Consider the following 25038-nt stretch of genomic DNA (forward strand, 5'->3'; position numbering starts at 1 on the left):
GCCAGGAAGCGGAAAACGGCTTTAAAGAAAACCGGACCCCGCCCTACGCAAACATCCATCCGTTCGCGTCTGGCAGGGTCTATCTTGCTTACGGCGGATGGATTAAAGTCCGCTGTTGTCTCTGGTCATCGGATGCTCAAGGTCCACATGCCCCATCAAGCTCTCCACTTGCTCGCCGTCCACCAGAACGTCCAGCGACTTCACGTCATCGAACTGGAAGAAGGTTTTGGCCAGTGCGCTGATCGCCAGCGCTTCGCCGCCGGCGCCGAGCTGCGCTTCATCCGGCTTATGAATGTTCAACGTGACTTGCCCGTCCTTGAAGTCAAGCTTCAGCAGCTCGATTTTGCTCCACAGCGGAACCTGCTGCTCGGATGTGCTGGTCTGCAGCGCCTGATATGCTGCGGTGTATTTCTCTGTATCGTCCGCAAAGCTGATCTCCGCCTTGGCGGCTACGAGATCCGATTGCTCCGGATCGGTATAATACACATCGATCGTCTGGCTTTGCTTTGCTTCCGGCGTCGGCGCGGCGGTTGGCGCCGCCGTGTCCGCGCTCGCCGTAGGCGACGCCGTTGCTTCGGCATTCGCCGCGCTGGCGTTATTGCCTCCTGCGCCGGTAACCGTTTCGCTGCCGGCCGCGCCGGCGTTTGCCGCCGGGGCGGCCTCCGGTTTATTGCCGCAGCCTGCAACGACAAGAAGCAGCAGCGCCGACAGGCCGACAATAGTCAGTTTTTTATACATCAACAATTACCCCCTCTAGATGAATACGGGCAGAAAAAAGGCAAAGTTCGGCTTGTCCCGGCGCAAAACCCGGGCCGATATCCCCCCGCGGACGCGGGAGCCAACTCCTTGGTAGCGGGCTGATAAAACCGGCTTTGCGGCTTTTTCCTGCCGCTTGGCTGCTGTTATAATCCGAGATATTCTTTGATGCCGCTGACAATTCCTGCTGCCACTTTGTTCTGAAGCGCTTCGGTGAACAACTTCGCCTCGTCGCCTTTATTGCTTAAATATCCGACCTCCAGCAGCACCGCCGGCATGGTCGTCTCCCGGATAACATGGAAGTTGCCGTAACGTACGCCGCGGTCGCTGAGACCGGTTGCCTGAACCAAATATTTGTGCATCACCTTCGCTAAAGGGATGCTTGAATCGCGCTGGTAATACGTTTCGGAACCGCTCGCGGCCGCTGAATTGCTGCTGTTTGCATGTACCGAAATGAAGAGATCCGCTTTCAGGTTGTTAGCCATTCCCGCCCGGTCCTTGAGTTCCAGGAACGTATCGTCGCTGCGGGTCAGCACCACATCCACTTTGTTCTCTTTCTTGAGCAGCTCGGCCGCTTTCAGAATTACAGCCAGATTAAAATTCTTCTCCAGCTTGCCGGTAACGCCGATGGCGCCGGAATCCTTCGCCCCGTGCCCTGCATCTAGTACGACCAGCTTGCGGCCGTTGTTTCCAGGCTGCGTTGAGGTGTCACCGGAGCTTTGGGCATTCAAATCGACGACGATCAGCTTGGAGGCATCGCCCGACACTTCAACGCTGTAATCCTTGGGCTGATTTAAATCGATGACAAAACGGACGGTATAAGGCGTGGTACTGAACAGCGAATATCTCACTCCACTGACATCCGGGTAATCCGTTATGGTCATCTTGCCATTCAGGTTCGGATCTAGCTCCTGCCCCGTTCCGAACACGTCGGAGAAGGTCGCATAGGGCAGATCAATGATAATACGATCCGTTCCCAATTTCGATACTTTCGGCGTTACATTCCCGTCCAGTGCAATCGTCAGCCGGTTTTCGTTGAAGCTGATGCCGTTGACCTTGGCGATCGATCCGGGATCGACTGCCGGCTGGCCGCCGGAACTTCCGCCCGTGCCGGTGTTACCGCCCGTGCTCTCCGGGGTAATGATATTTACGACCTTCTGGGTATTGTCCCAGTCGACCTTCAAACCGAACTGCTCGCTGATAAAGCGGATCGGCACGATCGTCGTGCCGCCGCGCAGCAGCGGGGCGTTCGCCAAGATCACGGTTTGGTCGTTAACCGAGGCTGTCGTTTTGTCGACCACCAGCTCAATGGTCTTGCCCGAATTTTCGATCCGGACGATTTTGTTCTGCTGATTCCAGGTGACCTTGTACCCAAGGTTCTCGGCAATCATTCTTAGGGGGACCATGACAGAGCCATTTACGTTCTCCACGGGCACATCCTGCCCCGCGGTCAGTTCCTGGCCGTCCAGAACGATTTTGTTCGCTCCGGCGGCTGCATGTCCATGTTCCGGCAATACCAGAACAAAGATCAGCAGCAAAAACATAAAAGCAAATTTCTTCATTCTTCACCTCTAAGAATCTAGTATTCCGCCAATGTCTGGCGTTCGTGATGATAGGGCCTTGGACAGCCTGCGACATTGTTTAGACGCCTGAATTCCTTAAAAGTTGCGATTTTATTCCATTAAAGGCCAAGAAACTCCTTAATTCCGGCCGCGATTTCCTGCGCCAGCTTGTTCTGGAAGGCATCGGTATACAGCGCCGCTTCATTGGCGGCATTCGTTAAATAGCCCAATTCAAGGAGTACCGCCGGCATCGTCGTCTCCCGGGTGACATGCAGGCTCTGGCTCCGCACACCGTTATCTTTAAAGCCCGTTCCGGCGACCAGATGCTTATGCATGATCTGTGCCAGCGGCAGACTGTCGCTGCGCGTGTAATACGTCTCGCTGCCGTTGATTTTGCTGCGGTTCGCCGCATTTTCGGCCAGCGAATTGGCATGGATCGAGACAAATACATTGGCCTGGGCCGCTTGGGCAATATTCACGCGATCCTGAAGACCGAGCGTAATGTCGGTCGTGCGGGTGAAGACCACATTTACCTGCTGCTCCTGCTGTAGAATCGCCCCGACTTTCAAGGCTACGGCCAGGTTAAGATCCTTTTCTTGCTTACCCGTCAGGCTGATTGCGCCCGGCTGCGATCCGCCGTGTCCCGCATCGATGACAACGACCGGTTTGCCGTTCAAGCCTCCGGTTGCTGGTATGCCGCCCTGTACTGCATTCAAATCGACGGTGATTAATCCCGTGCTGTCATCCGTGCTGAGCGTGTACGGCTGGTTGCCGACCGTCTGGATGACAAAACGCACCGTGGAGGGACTGTTGCTGAACAAGGCATAGCGTATTTCGCTCACCAGCGGATAGCCGGTGACATCAAGCTTTCCTTGCGGAATGATTGAAGGTCCGGAGGTTTGGAGGCTTCCGGTTCCCTGCGCGGTATTTCCGAAATCAGCCGCAAATGCCGCACCGACAAAATCGATCACGATGCGATCAGGCGAGCTCATTCGGCTAACAACCGGCTTAGCACCGCTGCTTGCTGCAATAATCAACTGGTTTCCGCTGAAGACAGCACCTTTAATTTCTGGCCTCTGAACCGTTCCCGGTGAAGCCGAAGGGGTGCTCGTCGCGCTGCCGGACAGGCTGCCTTCGCCTTCTCCCGCCGCATTTGACGGCGTTGGGGTTGGCTGCGGAGAGGAGGCCGGAGAAGGAAGAGGCGTCGGCGTTGGCAGACCGCCGGTAAGATAAACCGTCTTATCGCTGTTGTCCCAGCCGACTTTAAGTCCGAATTGCTCGCTCACAAACCGGATCGGAACAAGCACGGTTCCGCCCGTCTGCTTAGGTGCGGCATTTAACGTCAGTGCGACACCGTCCGCCTGGGCAGTCATGCTGCCGACCGCAAGCTGGACGCTCTTGTTGTCCTGCTGGACGGTGACTTTGCGCGTCGTCTGTTCCCAGGACACTTTAAAACCCAAATTCTCGACAACCACCCGGATCGGAATCATAACGCTTCCATTCACGTTTTCGAGACTGACGCCCTGAGGCAAAGCCAGCTCCTGGTTGTCCATTACAATGCGGCCGGTGCCGTTCCCGGCGGCAGCGGCCTCATGGCCGGTGAAGGTCAGCAATAACAGCGGCAGCAACAACAGCAGTAACACCCGTATTCCGGCACTTCTCATCCTTTCCTCTCCTCTTTGGCAAATGATAGAAAAAAGCATAGATAAATGATAGACGACAGAAAACACCAAAAGTTGCCTTTTCCCTTTGCGATTATCTCGATTATAGCAAAAAAACTTCTATTTCCGACAGGCGGAAATAGAAGTTTTGTGTAAAATATGAAAGGTTTGCTTTAGCCGAACAACTTGGCGGCGTGACGCTCTTCATAAGCGGCAATTTCATCGTCATGCTGCAGCGTCAAACCGATATCATCAAGGCCGAGCAGCAGGAACTGTCTGCGGTGCTCGTCAAGCTGGAACTTGATCTGCAGCCCGTTGCCGTCGCTGAGTGTATTATTTTCCAGATCGACGGTCAGTTCATAGCCCTCTTGTGCAGCCGTGCGGTTGAACAGATCGTCCACCTGCTCTTCCGACAGCTTGATCGGCAGGATGCCGTTCTTGAAGCAGTTGTTATAGAAAATATCGGCAAAAGATGGAGCAATAACGACCTTGAAGCCGTAATCCATAATTGCCCAAGGCGCATGCTCACGCGAGGAGCCGCAGCCGAAGTTGGCCCGGGAAATGAGCACTGAAGCGCCCTGATAACGCGGCTTGTTCATTTCAAAAGCCGGATTGTCGTTGCCCGCTTCATCAAAACGCCATTCGTAGAACAGGAATTGCCCGAAACCGGTCCGTTCGATCCGTTTCAGAAACTGCTTAGGAATGATGGCATCCGTATCGACATTGACCCGGTCCACCGGTGCGACGATGCCGGTTATTTTTTTGAAAGCTTCCATTGATTTATCCTCCCGCTCTTAAACGCTCGATTATAGTATTAGGAATTTACGGCTTCGGTTTTGTAGTTCCAGTCGCGCACATCGGTGAATCTGCCTTTGATGGCCGCTGCGGCAGCCATTGCCGGAGAAACGAGATGCGTGCGTCCGCCCCGTCCTTGACGGCCTTCAAAGTTACGGTTCGATGTCGAAGCGCAGCGTTGTCCCGGTTGCAGAACGTCAGGGTTCATGGCCAGGCACATGCTGCAGCCCGCATCGCGCCATTCGAAGCCCGCTTCGGTGAAGACTTTGTCCAGGCCTTCTTTTTCAGCCTGCAGCTTCACGCGTCCGGAGCCCGGCACAACGATTGCCGTTACTTTGTCGGAAACCTTGTGGCCTTTGGCAACCTGGGCGGCGGCGCGCAGATCTTCGATCCGGCCGTTCGTGCAGGAGCCGATAAATACGTAATCGATGCCGATCTCGGACATTGGCGTGCCCGGAACGAGTCCCATATACTCGATCGCCTTTTCGGCGGCTTTGCGTTCATTTTCGGTTGTAAAATCAGCCGGATTCGGCACGGACGCGGAGATGTCGGTACCCATGCCCGGGCTGGTGCCCCAGGTCACTTGCGGGATGAGCGTTTCGACGTCGAACTCCACTACAGTGTCGTACTCAGCGCCTTCGTCGCTGACCAGCGCTTTCCACGATTCAACGGCAGCGTCAAACGCTGCGCCTTGCGGTACGTATTGGCGTCCGCGCAGGTAATTGAACGTCGTTTCGTCCGGAGCGATCAGGCCGGCTCTGGCTCCGCCCTCGATGGACATATTGCACACGGTCATGCGCTCTTCCATCGACAGCTCGCGGATTGCTTCGCCGGTATATTCAATAACATATCCTGTAGCGAAGTCGGTGCCGTATTTGGCGATGACGCCGAGGATCATGTCTTTGGCCGTTACGCCCGGATTGCGTTTGCCGGTAAAACGGACTTCCATCGTTTTGGCTTTGGACTGCTGAAGACACTGGGTCGCGAGCACATGCTCCACTTCGCTTGTTCCGATCCCGAATGCCAAAGCGCCGAAAGCGCCGTGCGTGGACGTGTGGCTGTCGCCGCAGACAATCGTTTTTCCCGGATGCGTCAATCCGATTTCAGGTCCCATAACGTGTACGACGCCCTGGTCGATATCGTTCAGGTCAAACAGCCTTACGCCGAAATCGGCGCAGTTCTTGGACAGCGTGTCGATTTGCTGCTTGGAGATCGGGTCCTTGATGTTGAAGCGGTCTTTCGTCGGTACGTTGTGGTCCATCGTGGCAAAGGTCAGTTCCGGACGGCGCACTTTGCGGCCGCTGAGACGAAGGCCTTCGAAGGCTTGCGGCGACGTCACTTCATGTACAAGGTGGAGGTCGATGTAAATGATGCTCGGTTTGCCTTCTTCGCTGTGGATCACATGATTTTCCCAAATCTTCTCAAACATTGTCTTGTTGCCCATGGTTTCACCTCATAATAAAAATAGAATCGTTCCTGGCCGAGAGCGTGGAGTCTCTCTTGAATGATCTAAATATATCACCCGTCACGTTATAATTCCAAGATATGATTTCTATAGCGTTTATAGTTTGTACCTATCAGTGAGACGAGCTATTGAGCCTGATAAAATCATCTACCCGCCCAGAACAACGGCTAGGCATCCGCATAGGATGATGTATTCCCATTTAGGAGGAAACAATGTGCTGAACAATCATATGTATCCAATCCAGCAACAAATGCCGCAAGCTGTTATGGTCTATCCTATTGATCCCTATGTCGTTGAGACCTTGATGTCCGTAAAGGGTAAGCGTGTATTGATTGAAACCACTCGTGGCGGGATTAGCGGCTGTGTGGCGGATGTTAAGCCGGACCATGTTGTATTGGATACCAGAGGCGCAAAATTCTTTGTTCGCATTAGTGAAATTGTGTGGATCATGCCTGAATAAGTTTTAAGTATGAGCTTTTGCACAAATAAACCGCCACAGAAAGTGGCGGTTTATCCTTCCAACCGATCAGGCTACATCAAAGATAAAGCTGTTAAAATCTCCGGCATCCAGCCGTGCGGCCTAGGGCGAATTCAAGAATTGACGATAATACCTGAATCGATTGCAAAAGGCATATGATTCACCTTCTCTTTCTCCGCATTCAGACATGGCCGGACGCGCTTGCCCTGGCTTATTTGCCGATGGCAATTGCCGTAAATACCACGGGACCGGCTACAAAAGCCGTGGTGTCCGGGGTTTGATTTTCGATAATCAGCTGGTAGTTTTGCAGCCCGGGCGGGGCGGATTCGGCAAAAGAGACATTCAGCAGGACATAATTGTCCAGCAGATTGGTAACCAGGCTGTAATAGATTTCTGTACCCGCACGCCAGATTCGCACCAGCAGCCGGATATTGCCCGGGCCTTCCAGCCGGATGCCGATGGTGCCCTCCAGTTCGACGCGGTTGTTGCGGGAAGCGGGATCGGCAGGGTCGAGGTATAACGCGGCCGTTGCAATCTCCATCCCTCCGCCGTTATTGGGTACCGGCAAATCGAGGCCGTTCGTCACCGGGCTGACTACTCGCGCATCATAACTCAGAATAGGCAATGCCATGTCCAAATCCTCTCCCTTCATCTTCCTGCTCTATTCTATGAACTTCCGAACCATTCGGTATGGATGGCTGTTCGATATAAAATATCACCATTTTCGGCTCCCTGTTGATTGCGCCTTCTCCTATGCAACTTCTCTTCCTGATAGGTTATAATTATAAGAACACCAATTGTTGGAGGATGGTTATGGAACTCAGACAACTGCAATATGCGCTGCAGATTGCCGCAGAACGAAACTTTTCCCGCGCGGCGGACAAGCTGCATATCGCCCAGCCGTCGCTCAGCCAGCAGCTCTCGAAGCTGGAGCAGGAGCTTGGGGTAATGTTGTTTCAGCGGAATACAAGTTCGGTCGAGCTGACCTATGCCGGGCAAAAGTTCATCGAACAGGCGGGCGTCATTATGAGCGCGGTAGAAATGCTGCGCCAGGAGATGGCCGACATCTCCCAGCTCCGCACGGGCAGGGTAGTCGTCGGCAGTATGCCGATTACAGGAGCGCATCTGCTGCCGCATGTCCTGCCGGCGTTCAAGAAGAATTATGCGGACGTTGAAATCACGTTACTGGAAGATTCATCGATGAATCTGGAAAAGCTGACCGCCAGCGGCCAGACCGATCTCAGCCTGCTGTCGCTGCCGCTGGAAATTCCGAATTTGAGCTACGAAGTACTCGGCGATGAGCGGATCGACCTGGCGGTACCGCCGGAGCATCCCCTGGCGGCGCGTTTCGGCACCGGTATCCGCACTTCCCTGGCGGAACTGAAGGATGAGCCGTTCATCGTCCTGAAAGAGGGACAGGGCTTCCGCAAAATGACGATGGATTTATGCCGGGAAGCGGGGTTTGTGCCGCGTATCGTTTTTGAGAGCAACAATATGGAGACGGTGCAGTCGCTGGTGGCCACAGGGATGGGCGTGACGCTTACGCCGCATTTTATCGCCCGGGCGCCGCGGAGCGAATTCGTACCGGTGTATTTGCCGCTGGCCGAGCCGGTGCCCAGCCGGACGCTTGTCATCGCTTACCGCCGCGGGCGTTATCTGTCGAAGGCGGCCAACGCGTTTATCGAAACATTCAAAACGACGATCGCCGCCCTCTCCGCCGGGGAAGCGCGCTGATCAGCCGCCATAAGTAAATGTGAAAAAGCCCGTCCGCTCCCTACAGGGATACGAACGGGCTTTGCCAGCATCTATCGTATATTTTATTTCCGCAAATTATGCTGGGTGATCATACGGTTCTGGTCGTCCGGCAAACGGGCCGTACTCTCGTCCACGGTTCCCTTGGTTCTGAAAACTCCGGCTTTCTCTTCGACAAAGTCGCGGATCGCGTTGTTCTGGAACTCGGCGGCCGCTTGGACATTCTGATTCTGTTCCTGCTGGACATTACCCTTTTTACCCAAGTGTAAGCACCTCCTGGCAACAGATTAACCGTTATTACCCGTTCGCCAGCGGGATAAACAGGATGGATGAAATTTCGGACGAAAAAAACCAAAACAAATTCCACAAAAAAATTCCATAAAAAAAATAGCGGGCTCCTCCTTTGCAAAGCCGATCGCTCCATGGTATTCTAGTTGTCAAATAGCGAAACGTGCAGACGGGACCAGTAAGAATATGCCTCTATCCGTGAGCAGAGAGTAAATTCCGGCAGGCTGAGAGAATTTACCGCGGTTGTCATTTCTGAATCCTACCCCCGAGCGGCCTGCCGATGCAGGACGGAAGCTCCCGTTACGAGAATGAAGTCGGATGAACCCTCATCAATGAAGGTGGTACCGCGGAAGTTAATCAGCTTTCGTCCTTTGCTCTGTCTAAGGATGGGAGCTTTTTTGCATTTTCAGCCTGTTTCGATTTAACTTTTGAGGGAAGTGAAGCTAATGACAACTCGCATCGTGGTCAAAATCGGCAGCAGCTCGCTGACCGGCCCCGAAGGCGGACTTAATCTGGAGGCTGTGGCTTTTTTCGCCGCAGAAATTGCTGCATTGCGGCAAGGCGGCAGCGAGGTGCTGCTGGTCACCTCCGGCGCCGTCGCCGCAGGTTTCCGCGGCATCGGCTACGCCGCGCGGCCTAAGCTGCTGCACGAGAAGCAGGCGGCCGCGGCCGTCGGTCAAGTGCTGCTGATGCGCGCCTACCAGGAAGCTTTCGCGCGCCACGGCATCGCCACAGCGCAAATCCTGCTCACCCGGACGGACTTTTGCAGCCGCCGGGCGATGAACAACGCCGTAATGACCGTCGAAGAACTGCTGCGCCAAGGCGCCATTCCGGTCTTTAACGAAAACGACACCGTTTCGGTCGACGAATTGAAATTCGGCGACAACGATACCTTGTCGGCGCTGGTCGCCAATCTGGTCAAGGCGTCGCATCTGCTCGTCCTGACCGATATGGACGGCCTGTACAGCGCCGATCCCCGCAAATCTCCGGATGCGGTCCGCTACCAGCATGTAGCGGAGATTACGCCGGAGATTTACGCCATCGCCGGCGGCGCAGGCTCCAGCGTCGGCACGGGCGGCATGCGCTCGAAGATCGACGCCGCCAAAATCGCCACCCGCGGCGGTGTGCCCGTCTTCGTCGGCCGGGCTACCGAACCCGGCGACCTGCAGCTCGCGGCCGGAGGCGGCGGCAAAGGCACCTACTTTGCCACCACCCTCTCCTCGCTGCCGGTCAAGAAGCAGTGGCTCGGCTTTATGTCGACGCCGCTCGGCTCGCTTTACGTGGACGACGGCGCGGTGGAGGCCCTGCTGCACGGGGGCCATAGCCTGCTGCCGGTCGGCGTCAAGCGGATCGAAGGCAGCTTCCACTCCGGCGACGTCGTGGAAGTGCTCGGCCCCGATGCCCGGCTGCTCGGCAGAGGCATCGTCAACTATGACGATGCCCAGCTCCGGGCCATCCAAGGCTTGCCCAGCCGGGAGATTGTGCCGAAGCTCGGCGAGGTACACCGGCTGGAGGTCATCCACCGCGACGAATGGATTACGCTGCGCTGAACATGATATCGGGAACATTACTTTAGAGGAGGAACAGGCATGAGCGAAGTAGTGAACAAAACAAAGGCGGCCAAAGAAACGACGGGGATTCTGGCCAATCTGACGACAGGCCAAAAAAACGAGGCGCTTCTGGTTATGGCGGATGCGCTCCGCGCCGAAGCGGATGCCATCATCGCTGCCAATGCCGAGGATCTGGAGCGCGGACGGCTCGGCGGCACGCCGGAGTCGCTGCTCGACCGGCTGGCGCTGAACCCGGCGCGAATCGACGGCATTGCGGAAGGGCTGCGGCAAATCGCCGTTCTACCCGATCCGGTCGGCGACAGCCTGGAATCGTTTGAGCGGCCGAACGGTTTGTCGATCGACAAGGTCCGCGTACCGCTCGGCGTCATCGGCATCATTTACGAAGCGCGTCCGAACGTTACGGTCGATGCCGCAGGACTCTGCCTGAAAACCGGAAACGCGGTGGTGCTCCGCGGCGGCTCCTCCGCCCTGTCCTCGAACCGCAAAATTGTCGAAGTGCTGCACAGCGCGCTGGCGCGTACGGCGATTCCGGCGAATGCCTTGCAATTGATCGAAGATCCGAACCGCTCCTCGGTCGATGAAATGCTGAAGCTGAACGGACTGCTGGACGTCATTATCCCGCGCGGCGGCGCTTCCTTGATCCAGAATGTCGTCATGAACGCCACCGTGCCCGTCATTGAAACGGGTGCGGGCATATGCCATACTTATCTGGACGCTACGGCTGATCCGGAAATGGCGCAGAACATCAGTCTGAACGCCAAGGTTCAGCGTCCGTCCGTCTGCAACTCGATGGAGACGCTCCTCGTCCATCGCGGGTACGCGGCATTGCATTTGCAAGCGCTGGCCGAAGCTTTCCGCTTAGCCAATGTCGAGCTACGGGGCTGCGCAGAGACCGTCGCCCTGATCCCATGGGCGCTGCCAGCAACGGAGAAGGATTATGCCACCGAATATAACGACTATATCCTGAACGTCAAAATCGTCGGCGGCCTGGACGAAGCCCTGGCGCATATCGCCAAATTCGGCACCAAGCATTCCGAATGCATCGTTACAGAAACGGTTGAACATGCCGCACGCTTCCTTCAGGAAGTCGATGCCGCCGCCGTGTACCACAATGCTTCTACCCGCTTTACCGACGGCTTCGAGTTCGGGTTCGGCGCCGAAATCGGCATCAGTACCCAAAAGCTGCATGCCCGCGGTCCGATGGGACTGCCTGCGCTGACATCCAGCAAATATATCATCCGAGGCACCGGACAAATCCGGGGCTAAGATCCAGTCCAAGGGGGATTCTCATTCATGTGTCAGCAGCCTTCCATTCCGCTTCTTAATCATCCGATTGTTTTTTACGGCGCAGGCTCCATGGCTGAAGCCATCGTGCGCGGCATGATCGCCCGCAGCGTTGTCTCTTCCGGAAATATCATCATGCTGAACCGCAGCGGCAGCGAACGGCTTGCCGAGCTTCGCGGCCGGTACGGCGTAACGGGCAGCAACGATCCCGAACAGAAAAACGAATATTTGCGCAGCGCGCCGGTCATCGTACTGGCGATGAAGCCGAAAGATGCCGCCGAAGCGCTGCGTGCGCTCGGACCAATGCTCTCCCCCAATCAACTGATCGTATCCGTCATCGCCGGTCTGACGATTTCGACGCTGCAAGGGCTGCTGGGTAAAAAGCAGCCGGTGGTTCGCACGATGCCGAACACCTCCAGCTCCATCGGCCTCGGCGCCACCGGCATCGCCTTCTCCAAGGAGGTCGATGAGACGGGCCGCCGGACGGCGCTGAATATCTTTGAAGCCGTCGGCATGACCGCCGTCATCGAAGAGGAACGCATGGAGACGCTGACGGGCATCTCCGGCAGCGGGCCGGCCTACATCTATTACATGATGGAGGCGATGATCGCCGGCGGGATCCGCGGCGGCCTGGATCCGAAGCAGAGCGCCGAGCTGACCGTCCAAACCGTGCTCGGAGCGGCCCGCATGGTGCAGCAGACCGGCGAAGAGCCGGCGGCCCTGCGTAAAAAGGTAACTTCGCCGAACGGCTCCACGCAGGCAGCGATTGAAGTGCTGGAGAAGGGCGACTTCTTCGAGACCGTAATCGCCGCAGTCCACCGCTGCGCTGAGCGCTCCCGGGAAATGGGCGCGGCGCTCGCGGACGAGCTGGCTAAAGAATAAATCAAGTTTGCCAATAAAAAAGGACCTCCCAGCCACAATTGTGGGGGAGGTCCTTTTCTATAGCCATAACGTTGCTGCAAACTCAAACTGACAGCGACGCCGACTCTGTTTATCTTCCGCCATTACGGAAGCGCTGCGTATAGTTCTTAACATCCTCGGCATTTTTGACCCGATTACGGGCCCATTCCAGCAGGATGCGGTCGATATACCGGAAATGCAGCTTCCCGGCGAACACGGATTCCTTCAAGGCGAGCAAGATCAGTTCCTCGGGATACCGGTCCTGATCAACCCAGCCGGAGATCGTTTCGCATTCCATCGGGGACAGCGGCCGTCCGAATTCCTTTTCGAAGATGCTGAACAGGCTGCGGCTCTCCTTGGCGCTCTCCGCTCCGGGGCCTACAGAAGCCGGAGCCGCTCCCGGGGCACTGCCGTAACGCCGGTCGCCGCCAGCGGCGCCTTGCGCCGCCCCGCGTTGACTTCCTTGCGCAGCTTCCGCCAGATAGGCGCCCAGCTTGGCGTAGAGGCCGGAGAAGTTAAACCGTTCGAAATGGATATCCCGAAGCTCGTCGTTGTCCTCGTCGATGCGGATAAATCCTTCCTTCACCAGCTTTTGCAGCTCCCCGGCGATGGCAGGAAGACTGCGGCCGGTGACGGCGGACAATTCTTCCATCGATGGGAACTCGATGCCTTCCACCTGCCGGAAGGAGAGCAAATGAATCAGCAGCATCGCTTCGCTGCCGGTCAGATTCAGCTTCCGGTAATGCTTGATGAGCGCGTAGGGAATGACGGCCATTCCGTTCTCCAGACCGAAAGCCACGCCTTCGCCCCAGATGCCCCATGCTTTGCCGTCCATACCCTCACCTCTTTCCCTTACGGATAGAGACGGTACAGCGTGCGCGGGAACGGAATCGTCTCGCGCACATGGTCCAGACCGCAGATCCAGGCTACCGTACGTTCAAGTCCGAGACCGAAGCCGGAATGCGGCACGGTGCCATACGTGCGGAGATCCATGTACCACTGGTAAGTCTCCATCGAAAGATTATGTTCTTTGAAACGTTCAGCCAACAGCTCCGGATCGTCGATCCGTTGCGAGCCGCCGATGATCTCCCCGTAACCCTCAGGTGCGATCATGTCTGCGCAGAGCACCACTTCCGGACGATTAGGGTCCGGTTTCATATAGAACGCCTTGAAGGATGCCGGGTAATGTGTGATGAATACGGGCTTGTCGTATGCTTCGGCGATAGCCGTTTCATGCGGCGCGCCGAAGTCGTCGCCCCAGGCGATCTCATGGCCTTGCTCGTTCAGGAACTTGATCGCGTCATCGTACGTGATGCGCGGGAACGGTGCCTGAATGTTCTCCAGCTTGGAGATGTCGCGGCCGACCGTTTCCAGCTCGGCGCGGCAGTTTTTCACGACCGATTGCACCACAAAGCTGATGAACTGCTCCTGTACTTTCAAGCTTTCCTCATGATCCGTAAACGCCATTTCTGGCTCGATCATCCAGAACTCGATCAAGTGGCGGCGGGTTTTGGACTTCTCTGCCCGGAAGGTCGGGCCAAAAGAATACACCCGGCCGAGCGCCATGGCAGCAGCTTCCATATACAGCTGGCCGCTTTGCGTCAAATATGCGTCTTCGTCGAAATATTTCGTATGGAACAGGTTGGTCGTACCTTCCGCCGAAGTCGGCGTCAGGATCGGCGGATCGACTTTCGTAAATCCGCTTTCGTTGAAGAACTGCTGGATGGCGCGGATAATCTCCGCCCGGATCACCAGCACGGCCCGCTGCTTGGAAGCGCGCAGCCACAAATGACGATGGTCCATGAGGAAATCGACGCCATGCTCTTTCGGAGTGATCGGATAATTTTCGGTAAGATGAAGCACTTCGATTCCGGTTACCGTCATCTCGAATCCCGACTGGCTGCGCGGTTCTTCCCGGATAATGCCGGTTACGTACAGGGAGCTTTCCTGCGTCAGGCTTTTGGCGGCATCCCATACCTCCTCGGGAACTTCCGATTTCACCACTACGCCCTGGATATAGCCTGTACCGTCGCGGAGCTGAAGGAACTGAATTTTGCCGCTGGAGCGCTTGTTGTTCACCCAGCAGCCGATAACTACGCTCTCCCCGACATGCTCTTTTACGTTTCTGATTACACTCTTGTTAGACATGGCCACGTCTCTCCTCTGATTAGCTGTTCAGTCCTTGCACTAAATGATACGTATCGCGCGCAATGACGAGTTCTTCGTTGGTCGGAACGACCAGCGCCTGCACTTTGGACGTTTCCGTCGAAATACGGCGAGGATCGCCGGAGCGAACCTTATTCGCTTCGGGATCAAGCTCGATGCCGAGGAAGGTCAGGTTGCTGAGCACTTTTTCACGAAGCAGGGATGCATTCTCGCCCACGCCGGCAGTAAATACAATGGCATCCACGCCATTCATCGCTGCAGCGTAAGATCCGATGTATTTGCGCAGACGGTATTCGTACATTTCAAAAGCCAGCGTCGAATTCGGCTCGCCTTTCTCGTAACCGTCAATGATGTCGCGCATGTCGCTGCTTGTGCCGGAGATCGCCAAAAGACCGCTGTGTTTGTTCAGCATCGAGTTGACTTCGCCCGGTGTCAGTTCTTCCTTGTTCATCACGTATGGTACGACAGCCGGGTCGATGTCGCCGCTGCGCGTACCCATCATCAGGCCTTCCAGCGGGGTCATGCCCATCGACGTGTCGACGGAAATGCCGCCTTGAACCGCAGTCACGCTGGCGCCGTTGCCGATATGGCAGGTGATGATCTTCATGTCTTCGAGCGGACGGCCAAGGTATTCGGCAGCCGCTTTGCTTACGAAGTCATGGGAGGTGCCGTGCGCGCCGTAGCGGCGAACTTTGTATTTATTGTAAAGCACGCGCGGAATCGCGTACATATAAGCTTTTTCCGGCATGGTTTGGTGGAACGCGGTGTCGAATACAACGGCTTGCGGTACGCCAGGCATGTTGATTTCTGTAGCCGTAATCCCCATAACAGCTGCAGGGTTGTGCAGCGGCGCCAGGTCAAACAGACGGCGGATTTCCGATTTGGCATCCCCGTCCACGAGTGCGGAAGCTTTGAAAGTCTCGCCGCCATGCACGACGCGGTGGCCGACGGCATTGATCTCGTCGATGGACGAAATCACGCCATGCTCGGCATCGGTCAAGCAAGCCAGCACTTTACGGATCGCAGTGTTGTGTTCCAAAATTTCGCTCACTTCGGTAACTTCCTGTTTGCCGGTCGGTTTGTGGGTCAGGATGGAGGAATCCATGCCAATCCGTTCAACGAGGCCCTTAGCGAGTACCGATTCGTCAGTCATGTTGTAAAGCTGATATTTAAGGGAAGAACTTCCCGAGTTGATTACGAGTACGTTCATATCCGGTCACCATCCTTGTCATACTTGAAGAAGCCTTCGCCCGATTTCATTCCCAGCTGTCCGGCACGCACCATCTTCTTCAGAATGGTCGAAGGGCGGTATTTCAGTTCACCGTATTCGCGGAACATGCGTTCCAGCGCGGCCAGTACGGAATCCAGACCGAAACGGTCGGCCATTTCAAGCGGTCCGTATTGGAATTGATAGCCGATGCGCATCGCGTCGTCGATGTCCTGTGCGGAGGCAACGCCTTCTTGCAGCACATGCATCGCTTCGTTGATGAACAGGCAAATGAGGCGTGAAGTTACAAACCCCGGGGATTCGTAAATCATTACGCCTTTTTTCTCGACGACATCGTCGACAAAGGATTTTGTTTCTTCAAAAGTGCTGTCGGAGGTTCTCAGCCCGCGGACGATTTCCACCAGGTTGACCTTAGCGACCGGATATATGAAATGCATGCCGATCACGCGTTCCGGATACATTGTCGAGCTTGCCAGCTCCGTCAAGCTAAGCGTGGAAGTGTTGCTGGCCAGAATAATGTGGCTCGGACACACCTGATCAAGCTGATTGAATACTTTTTTCTTCGCTTCCAGGTCTTCGATGATGGTTTCGATAACCATATCGCAAGAGCTGAGCTCGGCGAAATGTGTCACTTTTTGGATGCGGCCCAGTATAAGTTTCTTCTCCGCTTGGGTAATAGCCCATTTCTCCAATTGTTTGTCCAGACTGGTTTCGATCATTTCGTAAGAATAGTCCAGTCTTTCCGCGTTTTTCTCCACCAGCAGAACATCCAGGCCTTTGGCTGCCAGCATTTCGGCAATCCCTTGACCCATCGTGCCGCCGCCGATGACGCCAATCTTTTTAAATACCATAACTAAGTCTCCATCCTTTCAGGTATCTATACTTTTGTATTGTACCTTGTCTGTCGTAAAAAAAAATACAGTCCGACATATAATAATATCTTAGCATGTCTGAAAAGTAAAAAAAAATAACCGGCATAAAGAATTATGCCGGTAAAAGTACGCTGTCACGAAATTGACAACGAAATTGATCTCCCGAAAGAACTTCTTCTTTGAGCAGGATATTGAGCGAATCGTCAAAAATTTGCCGCTGCTGCCGTAGCAGATCGCGGGTTCTGTCCATCAGGTCATCCAGAATTTTGCTGTTTTCCTTCATCAGCTCTTCGGTGGTCACCATCTGCAGGTTCGCGATCCCCAGCGAGGTTAGGCCGGATTTCATCATCGTCTCGACAATGTCGAGGGCCTGGTCAAAGTCGCCGCGCGAGCCGGTGCTGCGCCCGCCGTAATGGATTTCCTCCGCCGCCGCGCCGCCGAGGGCGATCATGATCTGCTGCTCCAGAAAATCCTTCGTGTACAGGTACTGCTCGGCTTGCGGATTATGACGCACATATCCGAGCGCCTGGCCCCGCGGGGTCAGCGTAACCTGGCTGACGCTGCCTGGACGCAGCAGCTCCGCCATGATGGCATGTCCGAGCTCGTGGATCGCTACCCGCTTCTTCTCTTCCTGGTTCGTCTCACGGTCGGTCTTCTCGCCCATCATTACCTTGTCGATGGCAAGTGACAAATGCCGCTGCTCCACTTCGTTTTTATTCTCGCGCATCATGTAGATCGCCGCTTCGTTCATGACGCTTTCGAGCTGAGCGCCCGAGAAGCCGTAGGCTTCTTCAGCGATTTTATCGAGATTGACGGTTTCATGCAGCGGTTTGTTTTTGGCATGCAGCTCAAGAATCGAACGGCGGCCTTTTTTATCCGGCATATCCACCTGGATGTGGCGGTCAAAACGGCCCGGACGCAGCAGCGCCGAATCGAGCATTTCCTTGCGGTTAGTGGCCGCGATCAGCAGAATGCGCGGCGTATCGTTGTTATAAATGCCGTCCATCTCGGTCAGCAGCTGGTTAAGCGTCTGATCGTATTCGCGCTGCTGCCCGCCTTCGCGTTTGCCGCCGATGACGTCGATTTCGTCGATAAAGATGATTGCGCTTGTCTTGTTTTCTTTTTGCGCGCGGGTACGGGCATCCTTAAACAGATCACGGATGCGGCCGGCGCCGACCCCGACGTACATTTCCACAAATTCACTGCCGGAAGCCGCTACGAAAACAGAGTTCGTATAATGCGCCGCCGCTTTGGCCATCAGCGTCTTCCCGGTTCCCGGAGGCCCTGTCAGGAGGATCCCTTTCAGCGGCCGGATCCCGAACTTGCTGATTTCTTCATGCCGGATCAGGAAATCCAGTGCCTCTCTCAGCTCTTGCTTGGCATTGTCCTGCCCGCCGATTTCCTCAAAGGTTAACTTGGACGGGCCGTTCTTCTTGCGTTTCTTGTCAGCCCCCGCGTTAACGGTAAGGCCGCCGCGCAAATGCGCAATGACCAGCAGGGCGGTAACCATACCCGCAGCCACAATAATCGGAATGATATTAATGCCGACAAACGCCATAAAAATCAGCAGCACGGGCAGGAACCCGACCAGCACTTCTTTCCAATACTTAGGCATTATTCCACGCTCCCATTGCCTGCGATACACGCGGCAGAATGATAAACTTGCTTTCCTTGCCATCGCTTAAGCTGACATACACGTTGGTTTCGTCAATCTCCGTGGTCGCCGTAACCTCTTTGTATTTGGCGTCCAACGTGAGTCCTTCAAGCTTCGCCGGAATCAGCGTATATTTGCCGCTCTCCATCGCTTCAGCCACAGAGAACAGGGCATCGTTCCAATACTCATCAAGCAGCGGGCTGGTATGCTGTTCCAGATCCAGCTTCAGCGACCGACCGCTCAGCGCCGAGCCGCCTTCGCTCTGGACGTACTGGACGAGTTCGCGCAATTTCGTGCCCGGTGCAAGATCAAGTTTCAAAGTGACTTCATTGCGGTTAATAGAAATATGGGAATCCTTGACGCCCTCATAGGACGATACAACCTTCTCTAGCGGCTCCTGCACGGCAAACTGGCGGTACGCATAAAACCCGCCAAACAGCAGCCCGGCCGACAGCAGAACGGTTAGTAGCACAGGCATTAGACGTAATTTCAAGAAACGTCCTCCTCTCGTTATTCGCAAACCTCTATGTCATAATTCCATGAATCCTTAACAGGCGTGTCCAAGCTTCTGCGCTTGGTGACATGCTCTTCCGCATGTCTCAGTACAACAAGTAGTATATCATAGGCATATATACGATCTAGCAAAAAAGTGTGAATATTATTTTAAATTTTCAATACTATTTTTTGGAGAAGCTGCTGCTTCTATCGTAGCTTCCGCTTAATATATCTCTTTTAACGGCAAAACAGGCCGCAAAGTTTAACTTTGCGGCCTGTTTTTATGCTTCTTTTATATCGCTTTTCTATATCAAGTTATAGCATTTCGTATATCATCCATTAAACATACTGTATCTACCGGACGGGCAAACTGAAGCCGTCACCGATTTGCGAACCGTCGGAGAAACGGAAAAACCGGTAATAGTAGCGTCCCTTTTCCTTATAGAAAAGCTGCCAGGCATATTCTCCGTTATACACGCCCGGGAGCAGCCGCTTGATCGATATGCCGGGCAGCTGATCGGCGATGATTCCGCGGATCTGCTTCTCGGATACGCCCTTCGCCACTTCCTCGGCGTAAATGTCGTTGTCTCCGCCGGCGGGCTTGCCGTCTTGGGTGAAACGAACCCATACCATCATTTTCGTTCCGGCCTGATTGCTGCCGGTCAGCACCCAATAGATCGAGTTTTCATCCCAGACGGATTTCTGGGCCTTCGTAATCTCGGTCAGTCCGGCTTCGGTGCGGGCCACATGCCTCGCGGCGTTGCGCTCACTCGATTCATCCTTCATCACGTAGGCAAAGAACTGGCTTAAGCCAAACAGAAGAAGCAGAACGATGGATATACTGAGCGGAATCCACTTTTTCCCTTTTCGCAAAACACAGCTCCCTTTCCATTTTATAACTGATGAACTACTGCGTTTCACTAAAAACTCGGTCGGCACTATGGAGAATGTTTGGACTTCCGGTCGCTGTTGTTTCCAGACTTCTTGATTAATCGCTTTACGCGTTGAAATCCGGAAACAAAGGCGATCGCTACGCTCCTACAGTTCCAAACTTCCCCTTCGCTTCTCTTGTTTCCATGTACCAATAGTCATTCATTTACCGCTTCAGCAGCGCGTCGAATGTCTCCTGCGCTTTGCGGAGCACTTCTTCCTCGTCCAGCGTCAGGCACTGGCCGTTCTTAACGACTTGCTTGCCGTTCACCCAAACATGGGCCACATCCTTGGCACTCGCCGAATACACTGCGTGGGACAGCAGGTCCGTATGCGGCAGGAAATGCGGCTGATCGATGTCCAGCGCGATGAAATCCGCCTTCATACCGGCGGACAGCCGGCCTACATCCTTCAGGAATACCGATTCCGCGCCGTAGGCCGTAGCCAGCAGCAACGCCTCCGGTGCCGGCACAGCGGTCGGATCGCCGCTGACGCCTTTATGGATCAGCGCTGCCAGGCGCATCTCCTCGAACATGTCGAGGTTGTTGTTGCTAGCGGCGCCGTCAGTGCCGAGCGACACCTTGACGCCGGCCTTCAACAGATCCGGCACACGGGCCACCCCGCTGGCCAGCTTCAGGTTACTGCCCGGGTTATGCGAAACGCCAACGTTATAACGGGCTAGCACTTCAATCTCCTCGTCGGTAAGGTGCACGCCATGCGCGATGATCGACGGGCGCGTGAACATGCCAAGCTTCTCCAGATGCAGGGCCGGACGCAAGCCGTAATCGTCGACATTCTGCTGCACTTCATGGCGCGTCTCCGACATATGCGTGTGCATCGGCAGATCGAGATCATGCGCAGCCTGCACGAATTTCATGAAAAAGTCCGGCGGGCATGTATACGGCGCATGCGGCGACATCATCGTCGTAATCCGTCCGTCCGCTTTGCCATGCCAGTCGCGGGCGAACTGAATCGCTTCCGCCAGCTTATGGTTCTGCACGTCCTCCGGGCACAGCCCGATGACGCCGCGCATTAGCACGGCCCGGATGCCGGAGCGTTCGGTAACCTCCGCAACGCGGTCCATATGGTCGTACATGTCCAGGAAGGTCGTTGTTCCGCCTTTCAGCATTTCCAATACGGACAAAGCTGTCCCCCAGTACACATCGTCGCCGGTGAATTTGCCCTCCATTGGCCACATTTTTTGCTCCAGCCAGGCTTGAAGCACCATGTCGTCTCCATAACCGCGGAGCAACGACATGGCGGCATGGCCATGCGTATTTACGAGGCCGGGCATAAACAGAAGGCGGCTGCCGTCAACCGTATCCGCGCCTTCCAAGTCCGGCTGTTCTTCCCCTATGTAGGTGATCCGGTCGTTCTCAATCGCCATGTAGCCGCTCAGAACCGGCTGCTCCGAGCCCGGTACGAGAAAACGCCCATTCCGGATAACGGTTTTATTGCTCATTCTCTGGCTCTTCCTTTCCGTCATGCAGATAATAGGCAAGGCTTTGCAGGTCCGTCGTAAAGTCGGCGGCATGAATGCGGATATGCGGCGGCGTCTTGAGAATGACCGGAGCAAAGTTCAGGATGGCCTCGATGCCGGAGCTGACGAGAATATCGGCAACGTTCTGCGCTTCGCTGTCCGGCACGGTGATGATACCGATCCGGATGCCCTGATTGCGGACCGTCTGAGCCAGTTCTTCCATCGGCTGAACAGTCAGCGAATTGATTTTCTGCCCGACCTTCGGCGGATAGGCATCGAATACGGCGGTAATTTTCATCGTATCCTTCAAATAGGCGTTATAGTTGGACAATGCGTGCCCCAGATTACCGGCGCCGACGAGCGCTACGTTGATTTGCTGGTCTAGTTTAAGAATATGGCGGATTTTTTCGATCAGATAGGAGACATCGTAACCGATGCCCTTGCGGCCGAAGTCGCCAAAATAGGCGAGGTCTTTACGGATTTGCGCCGGATTGAGATCCAGCTTCTGCCCCAGCTCCTGTGAAGAGACGGTGGCGATTTCACGTTTTTGCAGATCGTTCAGGAACCGCAGGTATACCGGAAGCCTGCGGACAACCGCCTCCGAGATTTTCTCCGATTTCATATGACTTACCTCCTCTAGTGAATTCCGGACAATCATGGCCGGGCGGCCTAAGAGCCCCCGCAAAGCGTGGCTTGGAATCCTGTAAGATACTTTGCGGGAACCACGAAAAATGATAAATTTTGTTAAAATCAGGATGCTCCGCCCGACTCCAGCCATTCCTCGATCCGCGGAACCATCTGTTCGGTCAACATATGCTCCATTTTCGGACCGGGCAATGAATACAGGAAATACTTGCCGTAATAGGATTCGATGACTCTTGTATCGTATACAATGACGACGCCCCGGTCGTTTGCGGTGCGCACCAGCCGGCCGAAGCCCTGCTTGAAGCGAATCACTGCCTGCGGCACGGATAATTTCATAAACGGATTTTTTTGCTGCGCCTTGAGCACCTCCGCCTTCGCTTCGGCCAGCGGATGGTTCGGCGGCTGGAACGGCAGACGGACGATTGCAAGGCATGTGAGCGCGTCTCCGGGAATGTCTACCCCTTCCCAGAAGCTGCTGGTGCCCAGCAGCACGGCGGCGCTGCTCTCCTGGAAACGGCGGATCAGCTTGTTGCGGCTTCCGCCCTCGACGCCTTGGCCGAGCACGGCGATATCCCGGGAAGCCAGCGCTTCCTTCAGCGGATCGTACACCTGTCTCAGCATCTTGTAGGAAGTGAAGAGCACGAGCATCCGACCGCGGGTAGCCGACGCCGCTTCCGCCAGCGAGTTCACCAGCGTGTCGACGAAACGCGCATCCCCGATGCTCCCCTTGACGCTCGGAAAGTCGCGCGGAATGACCAGCAGCGCCTGTTCCCGGTACTTGAACGGAGAGGGCAGCAGCGCGGTCATCAGCCGGCCCTGGCCGGCGGCTTCGCCAAGACCTAGATTATCGATCATGTACTGGAACGATTTGTCGACGGATAAGGTGGCCGAGGTGAGCACGATGCTTTTCTTTTTATCGAAAAATAATTCCTTAAGCTGGCCGCTCACGTCAACCGGTACGGCATAAAGCTGAAGCGACTTGGCCTTGTAGGCCGTGCTTCCCTCCATCCAGTATACGACGTTGTTGTCGGACAGCCCCATAAAAAAGCGGATTTCTTCGCGGATCGCCGCCAAATCCTTAAACAGCCCGCCGAGATCGGTTACCAGGCTGTCCGAGGAGGACTGACTATCGGATTCGCGCATTTCGGTAATCATTTTGTCGCCACTCCGGATAATATCACTGAGCGACAGATACAGCGCCTGCTCCAGCTCCTTCAGCTTCTCCCATTCCTGGGGCTTGCGTCCGGGCTGCAGCCGCAGGACCAGCTGTCCGGCTTCCGCCGCCGCGGCGTCGCTCCGCTCAGGCAGCAGGGCGAACAGCTTGTCGCACAGCAGGTCCCAATTCTCCTTCACCGTCAGCAGGTCCGGATAGATCTTGTCGATGACGGCGCTCCATTCGGAAGCCTGCTCGCTGCCGGAGGATTGCAGAATGTGCCGCAGCGCCGGAAGCTGCCCGTTACGGCTGTCTTTGTACAGCTGGGTCAACGTGTGCGCAACTGTGAAATATTTCATCTGCATTCCCAGATGCTTGCCGGCGACGTCCTCCAGGTGATGGGCTTCGTCGATCACCAGGTGCTCGTAAGCGGGCAAAAGCTGATGCCCGGCTTTGACATCGGCAAACAGCTTGGAATGGTTGGTGATGACAACATCGGCAATTCCCGCTTCATGTTTGGCCCGGTGATAATAACATTTACGGAACCAAGGACATGCCCGCCCGAGGCAGGAGTCGGTATCGCTGGCGACCGTTTCCCAGAAATCGCCGCCGCGCCCACCCAGATTGAGCTCCTCGTCGTCGCCGGATTCCGTCTGGGCCAGCCAGACCAGCATCTGCGCTGCGGTAAGCACTTCCTCCCGGGTGCCGGTAAAGTCTTTACTGTTTATTTTATGTTCAAATTTGCGCAGACACAAATAGTGCCCGCGGCCCTTAAAAACCGCCGCTTTGAACGGAAACGGCACCACCTGGGTTAGCAGCGGGATATCCCGCTCTTTGAGCTGGTCCTGAAGATTGATCGTATGCGTGCTGACGGTCACCTTCTCACCGGCCCGGACGCTGTGATAGATGGCAGGGAGCAGGTAACCGAGCGATTTGCCCGTGCCCGTGCCGGCCTCCACCAGCAGGTGCTTGTCTTCCTCCAGCGCCGTGCGGACTTCGACGATCATCATCTCCTGCGCTTCCCGGCTTTCGTAATTGGGGAGAACTTCTTTGAGCCGCCGGGTGACCTCCTCCATATATTCCGTAAAGGTAATATTCTCCAGCGGAAGATAAGGTCCTTCTTCTCGGGGCGGAAGCAGTTCGGTCCAGTCGCCCACCTTCAGCGCCAGCTGCCGGAAAAAGGTGTAGTCCCCCTCCGGCTGAAGAGGCACCATTTCGCGCTCCCGCAGCAGGCCGTCGAAATACCAGGCTAGATCGCTGTCTTCCGACTGGAACAGCTCGGCCAGCCGCTGAATGGTCAGCAGCGGAAGCCGGTATAGCTCATCGAGGCATTCCAGCAGCACCAGCGCCGTCGCCAAAGCATCGCTGTCCGCCTGATGCGGACGTTCATGCTTGACGCCTAGCTGCGCGCTGACCGCCCCCAGCTGATAGGTGCTGAGCGAAGGGAAGCATATTTTAAGAAAATCGATCGTATCCAAAATCCGTCCCTGATACGGCAAATACCCGCAGCGGTCCAGCGCGCTTTGCAGAAAATGAAAATCGAAGGCGACATTGTGTCCGACCAGCACGACATCGTCGAGCAGCGGAACCAGTTCCATCATCATTTCATCCAGATCGGGCGCATCCTGCACATCCGCGTCGGTAATGCCGGTCAGCCCGGTAATAAACGGCGGAATCGGCGTGCTCGGTTTGACATAGGAAGCGTACACACGGGAGACGGTCCGGTCCTCCTCGACGATCGCCAGGCCCACCTGAATGATCTCTCCGACCGATTGGGTTCCCGTCGTTTCAAAATCAAGTACGGCAAATTTCATTTGAATGTTATTCCCTTTCACTGAGACTCTTTATCAGCATAACAGAAGTTACGAAAAAAGGCGATGCACGCGCAGGTACCGGCGAATGC

General features: G+C 55.4%; 22 protein-coding genes. 5 read left to right on the forward strand and 17 right to left on the reverse strand.

Going from position 1 to position 25038, the window contains the following annotated elements; all coding sequences use genetic code 11:
* Window positions 1–102 precede the first annotated feature (102 nt).
* From BMW84_RS08340 to leuC, 5 genes are all read right to left on the reverse strand, one after another.
* The gene (locus tag BMW84_RS08340) at window positions 103–738 is read right to left on the reverse strand and encodes a GerMN domain-containing protein (protein ID WP_091066548.1); all 636 of its coding nucleotides are present in this window, start codon (window positions 736–738) and stop codon (window positions 103–105) included.
* A 164-nt stretch (window positions 739–902) separates the two neighbouring features.
* Window positions 903–2318 (reverse strand): N-acetylmuramoyl-L-alanine amidase family protein, encoded by a 1416-nt coding sequence (locus BMW84_RS08345; protein WP_091066551.1) that lies wholly within the window; start codon window positions 2316–2318, stop codon window positions 903–905.
* Window positions 2319–2437: 119 nt separating this feature from the next.
* Window positions 2438–3982, reverse strand: coding sequence for an N-acetylmuramoyl-L-alanine amidase family protein (locus BMW84_RS08350; protein ID WP_091066553.1), 1545 nt, complete (start codon window positions 3980–3982; stop codon window positions 2438–2440).
* 170 nt (window positions 3983–4152) lie between these two features.
* Window positions 4153–4755 (reverse strand): 3-isopropylmalate dehydratase small subunit, encoded by a 603-nt coding sequence (gene leuD, locus BMW84_RS08355; RefSeq protein ID WP_091066556.1) that lies wholly within the window; start codon window positions 4753–4755, stop codon window positions 4153–4155.
* Window positions 4756–4793: 38 nt separating this feature from the next.
* Window positions 4794–6218 carry a 3-isopropylmalate dehydratase large subunit gene (leuC, locus tag BMW84_RS08360; protein WP_091066557.1) on the reverse strand — a complete coding sequence of 475 codons (1425 nt, stop codon included), beginning with the start codon at window positions 6216–6218 and terminating at the stop codon, window positions 4794–4796.
* Window positions 6219–6468: 250 nt separating this feature from the next.
* Between leuC and BMW84_RS08365 the strand changes: the two genes are divergently transcribed.
* On the forward strand, window positions 6469–6699 hold the full coding sequence (locus BMW84_RS08365; protein WP_091068187.1) for a YuzF family protein: 231 nt from the start codon (window positions 6469–6471) through the stop codon (window positions 6697–6699).
* Between the two features lie 229 nt (window positions 6700–6928).
* Here the strand turns inward: BMW84_RS08365 and BMW84_RS08370 are convergent, their stop codons facing one another.
* Window positions 6929–7348 carry a hypothetical protein gene (locus BMW84_RS08370; RefSeq protein WP_091066560.1) on the reverse strand — a complete coding sequence of 140 codons (420 nt, stop codon included), beginning with the start codon at window positions 7346–7348 and terminating at the stop codon, window positions 6929–6931.
* Window positions 7349–7530: 182 nt separating this feature from the next.
* Between BMW84_RS08370 and BMW84_RS08375 the strand changes: the two genes are divergently transcribed.
* A complete protein-coding gene (locus BMW84_RS08375; RefSeq protein WP_091066563.1) occupies window positions 7531–8451 on the forward strand; it encodes a LysR family transcriptional regulator in 921 nt (306 codons plus the stop codon).
* Window positions 8452–8534: 83 nt separating this feature from the next.
* Here BMW84_RS08375 and BMW84_RS08380 read toward each other — a convergent pair whose 3' ends face one another.
* Window positions 8535–8732 (reverse strand): hypothetical protein, encoded by a 198-nt coding sequence (locus tag BMW84_RS08380; RefSeq protein WP_091066567.1) that lies wholly within the window; start codon window positions 8730–8732, stop codon window positions 8535–8537.
* A 471-nt stretch (window positions 8733–9203) separates the two neighbouring features.
* Between BMW84_RS08380 and proB the strand changes: the two genes are divergently transcribed.
* Genes proB through proC form a run of 3 tightly spaced genes read left to right on the forward strand, consistent with a single transcriptional unit; the run spans window position 9204 to window position 12494 of the window.
* Window positions 9204–10307, forward strand: a complete 1104-nt coding sequence (proB, locus tag BMW84_RS08385) for a glutamate 5-kinase (protein WP_091066569.1) — start codon at window positions 9204–9206, stop codon at window positions 10305–10307.
* A 39-nt stretch (window positions 10308–10346) separates the two neighbouring features.
* Window positions 10347–11594 carry a glutamate-5-semialdehyde dehydrogenase gene (locus BMW84_RS08390; protein ID WP_091066571.1) on the forward strand — a complete coding sequence of 416 codons (1248 nt, stop codon included), beginning with the start codon at window positions 10347–10349 and terminating at the stop codon, window positions 11592–11594.
* A 27-nt stretch (window positions 11595–11621) separates the two neighbouring features.
* Window positions 11622–12494: a pyrroline-5-carboxylate reductase gene (proC, locus tag BMW84_RS08395; RefSeq protein WP_091066574.1), complete on the forward strand. Its 873-nt coding sequence runs from the start codon at window positions 11622–11624 to the stop codon at window positions 12492–12494.
* A gap of 109 nt (window positions 12495–12603) precedes the next feature.
* Here the strand turns inward: proC and BMW84_RS08400 are convergent, their stop codons facing one another.
* The 10 genes from BMW84_RS08400 to dinG form a co-directional block, all read right to left on the reverse strand.
* Entirely contained in the window at window positions 12604–13347 is a 744-nt protein-coding gene (locus BMW84_RS08400; protein WP_091066575.1) for a DnaD domain protein, read from the reverse strand.
* A gap of 17 nt (window positions 13348–13364) precedes the next feature.
* A complete protein-coding gene (gene asnS, locus BMW84_RS08405) occupies window positions 13365–14660 on the reverse strand; it encodes an asparagine--tRNA ligase (protein ID WP_091066578.1) in 1296 nt (431 codons plus the stop codon).
* A 19-nt stretch (window positions 14661–14679) separates the two neighbouring features.
* A complete protein-coding gene (locus tag BMW84_RS08410; protein WP_091066580.1) occupies window positions 14680–15888 on the reverse strand; it encodes an acetate/propionate family kinase in 1209 nt (402 codons plus the stop codon).
* Complete coding sequence (locus BMW84_RS08415) at window positions 15885–16757, reverse strand: 3-hydroxyacyl-CoA dehydrogenase family protein (RefSeq protein ID WP_091066583.1); 873 nt, start codon at window positions 16755–16757, stop codon at window positions 15885–15887. The genes BMW84_RS08410 and BMW84_RS08415 overlap by 4 nt, the downstream gene beginning before the upstream one ends.
* Window positions 16758–16890: 133 nt before the next feature.
* Window positions 16891–18393 (reverse strand): AAA family ATPase, encoded by a 1503-nt coding sequence (locus BMW84_RS08420; RefSeq protein WP_091066585.1) that lies wholly within the window; start codon window positions 18391–18393, stop codon window positions 16891–16893.
* Window positions 18386–18925, reverse strand: coding sequence for a hypothetical protein (locus BMW84_RS08425; protein WP_091066588.1), 540 nt, complete (start codon window positions 18923–18925; stop codon window positions 18386–18388). Before BMW84_RS08425 ends, BMW84_RS08420 begins: the two co-directional genes overlap by 8 nt.
* Before the next feature lie 356 nt (window positions 18926–19281).
* Window positions 19282–19800: a cell wall elongation regulator TseB-like domain-containing protein gene (locus tag BMW84_RS08430; protein WP_091066590.1), complete on the reverse strand. Its 519-nt coding sequence runs from the start codon at window positions 19798–19800 to the stop codon at window positions 19282–19284.
* Between the two features lie 223 nt (window positions 19801–20023).
* Window positions 20024–21319, reverse strand: coding sequence for an amidohydrolase (locus BMW84_RS08435; RefSeq protein WP_091066593.1), 1296 nt, complete (start codon window positions 21317–21319; stop codon window positions 20024–20026).
* Window positions 21309–21959 carry a redox-sensing transcriptional repressor Rex gene (locus BMW84_RS08440; protein WP_091066594.1) on the reverse strand — a complete coding sequence of 217 codons (651 nt, stop codon included), beginning with the start codon at window positions 21957–21959 and terminating at the stop codon, window positions 21309–21311. The genes BMW84_RS08435 and BMW84_RS08440 overlap by 11 nt, the downstream gene beginning before the upstream one ends.
* 128 nt (window positions 21960–22087) lie before the next feature.
* Window positions 22088–24949 carry an ATP-dependent DNA helicase DinG gene (gene dinG / locus BMW84_RS08445; protein WP_091066597.1) on the reverse strand — a complete coding sequence of 954 codons (2862 nt, stop codon included), beginning with the start codon at window positions 24947–24949 and terminating at the stop codon, window positions 22088–22090.
* Between the last annotated feature and the right edge of the window lie 89 nt (window positions 24950–25038).

Source organism: Paenibacillus sp. NFR01, assembly GCF_900111565.1.
Lineage (GTDB): Bacteria > Bacillota > Bacilli > Paenibacillales > Paenibacillaceae > Paenibacillus_AQ.